Origin of the sequence: Luteococcus sp., from assembly GCF_043424415.1 — a bacterium.
Taxonomy (GTDB): domain Bacteria; phylum Actinomycetota; class Actinomycetes; order Propionibacteriales; family Propionibacteriaceae; genus Luteococcus.
In genome coordinates this window covers 1-2,627 of sequence record NZ_JBHWOO010000286.1, presented here as the reverse complement: position 1 = coordinate 2,627, position 2,627 = coordinate 1, and the positions used below count along the sequence as shown (strand labels likewise).

The following is a 2,627-nucleotide window of genomic DNA, read 5'->3' as shown; positions in this document are numbered from 1 at the left end:
GCGTCACCCCGACCGGACAGTCAGAGTGATACGACGCCCGGAATAGAACGTATTCTGGAGTCGCTGTCGGCGCGCTATGCGGTGATGATGTCGCAGGCTGCGGCCACGCCGTTGTCGTGTTGCATCGAGTCTGCGATCTCTCGGGCCCTTGTCTCGAGCCGTGCGGCGGATTCCAACGCGTGGCGGAACTGCTCGGTGGTGACGGTGTCGCGTTGCAGCGGTGCGGGTGCGATGCCGAGGTGCTGAAGCTGGTTGGCCCAGAATGACTGGTCGGCCATCTGGGGTACGCAGATGCTCGGTCGTCCTGATCGTGCGGCGAGGTGGGCGGTGCCTGCGCCGGCGTGGTGGACGATGACGGAGCATCGGGGGAAGAGCCAGTCGAAGGGAGCTCTCTGAACGGTCAGGATGTTGGGGCCCAGGTCCTCGTGGTCGAAGTCGTTCCAACCGGCGGACAGCACGGCCCGGCGCCCGTCCAGTGCCTTGACCACGGTGCGGCGAAAGTGCGTCATGTCGACCCCCGCCATGCTGCCAAGGCCGACGAAGACCGGCGGATCTCCGGCCTCGACAAAGCTGCGGAGTCGTTCCTCGACGGGTTCCGGGGCAGTGGCGAGCTGTAGCTCACCGATTACGAGGGGCTTGTCGCCGCGCCACTCCCGCGGGCGCGGCACCAGGGTTGGGGACCAGGCTCCGAGCTGCGGCACCGGCCCGGCCTCGTGGGATGCCTTGGGAACCAGTGGTGCCAGGAAGGCGGTGCGGATCAAGCCGAAGGCGAGGTTCATGGCGCCGTAGAGAGGCAGGTTCGCCGCCCGTGGCAGGGTCGTGATGTCCAGCAGTGGGGGAGGGAACGCCCGGGTGGGCGTGAAGGGCTGTAGGTCGATGCCGACGGTGCGGATCCCGCGTCGGCGGGCGATGACCTCGGCTGGCACCTTGCACATCGAGCTGCCCACCAGCACGTCGAACCCGTCATCGAGGCGGTCGACGACCAATCGCATGGCGGGGCGGGCGAAGGACCGGACGAGTTCGGGCCAGATCCTGGCGGGTGACTGCCCGGAGCGGACCATTTCGCCGGTGGGGGTCTGGCTGGACATCAGCGCACGGAAGTCTCCGGGCATGGGCTCGAACGGCACGCCCACGGACTCTGCCAAGGTCTGCCCGTTGCGGTCCGCGATCACCAGGACTTCGTGTCCCCGAGCCTGCAGACCTTGGGCCAGCGCGACGACTGGGCGGGTGTCGCCTTCGGTTCCCCATGTCACCAGCAGTGCCTTCACCGCGATCAGTCCCTCCCAGAGCCACTAAAGTTAGTGTCACTCTAAATTTGGTGTGGTGTTCAGGCAACCCCCTGGTTTCAGAGGGAGAAGTTCGCGGCCGCCATCCGCGCCGCGTTCACCAGTGCCTGGCGTACGTCCGTCGTCTCGATGAAGGTGGTGGCAGAGATGATGGCGCCGATGGCCGAGCCGGCCAGCGTCAGACAGGTTTCGAGTGGCACGTCGGGGTGCAGTTCGTGGAGGGCCTCGGCGAAGGTGGGGACTTGGAGCATGGCGAGGGTGAGTTGTTCCCTGCGCAGGTCGGGGTCCTGCTGCACCAGTCGGAAGCGGGTCACGGCGAGGGGGTCGTCGACGGGGCGGGTCCAGCCGGGCTGGTCGAGCATGCCTTGCAGGAGCAGCAGGATGGTCTCGCGGATGTCAGCGCCCGGTGCATCGAGGGTGGGTGGGCGCCACATGTGGTTGTCGCCGAACAAGATGGACGCCTTGGTCGGGAAGTAGTTGAACACCGTAGCCGTGGACACGCCGGCAGCCTGGGCGATCTCGGCCATGGTGGTGGAGCGGAAGTCCTGTCGATCCATCAGCTCGATCGCGGCGACCAGGATCGCGTCCCGTGTGCGGGCCTTGTTCTCATGCCGTCGTCCCCAGCTCGTCATGGGCCACAGGCTATCCGCGCCGCGGGCCCGCCATGCTCACTGCAGAGTGGAGGGGGCTTCACAGGTGCACGAGAAGTCCGGGTCGCATCGGATCGGTGGGTGGCCAAGGGATGCGGCCCAATCAAGCGCTCGCGGGCCACGGTCATGCTCCGCGGCTGGGGACGGTGATTGCTCGGATGTCGGGTCTGGCGATGATGGCTGCGCAGAGGGTGAGCATGCCGCCTGCCAGGAGCAATGGGCTGGTGGCGATGCCGATGTGGTTGGTGAGGGCGCCGAAGGCGGGTGTGGCGAGCGGAACGAGCAGCAGGTCGCCGAGGTTGCTGATGGCTGCGACGCGGCCGAGGTGGGCGGCGTCGACGAGTTGGACGAAGGTGGCTGACAGCCATACTGATGCGAGCCCGGCGGTGAAGCCGATGATGGCCATGGACAGGTAGAGGGTCGTGCGGTGGGTGAGGGCGATGCCGGCATAGGCGACTGCTTGGATGAGCAGCAGTGTGTAGGCGGCGGTGACTTGGTGGTGGAGGCGGATCCAGCCGGCGAGCAGGCTGCCGGTCAGGGCGAGTGCGGAGAAGATCGCCTCGCTGGTGCCGAGGGTGGCGGAGGGCCACTGGGCGTCGGTGATGCGCAGGGGGACGCCGAGGCTGATCAGTGGTGCGGAGAAGACGTTGAGCCCGCACAGACCGATGACGAACACGAGTGCACGGCGGTC

Annotated in this window: 3 protein-coding genes; all 3 read right to left on the bottom strand. The window is 67.2% G+C overall.

Features of this window, described 5'->3' with window-relative positions; translation table 11 throughout:
- Positions 1-74 precede the first annotated feature (74 nt).
- Complete coding sequence (locus ACHFFZ_RS16015) at positions 75-1,253, bottom strand: glycosyltransferase (protein ID WP_394277594.1); 1,179 nt, start codon at positions 1,251-1,253, stop codon at positions 75-77.
- A gap of 92 nt (positions 1,254-1,345) precedes the next feature.
- Positions 1,346-1,918, bottom strand: a complete 573-nt coding sequence (locus tag ACHFFZ_RS16010; RefSeq protein ID WP_394277593.1) for a TetR/AcrR family transcriptional regulator — start codon at positions 1,916-1,918, stop codon at positions 1,346-1,348.
- 142 nt (positions 1,919-2,060) lie between these two features.
- Positions 2,061-2,627 (bottom strand): hypothetical protein (locus ACHFFZ_RS16005; protein WP_394277592.1); only part of this gene is annotated, 567 nt, incomplete at its 5' end.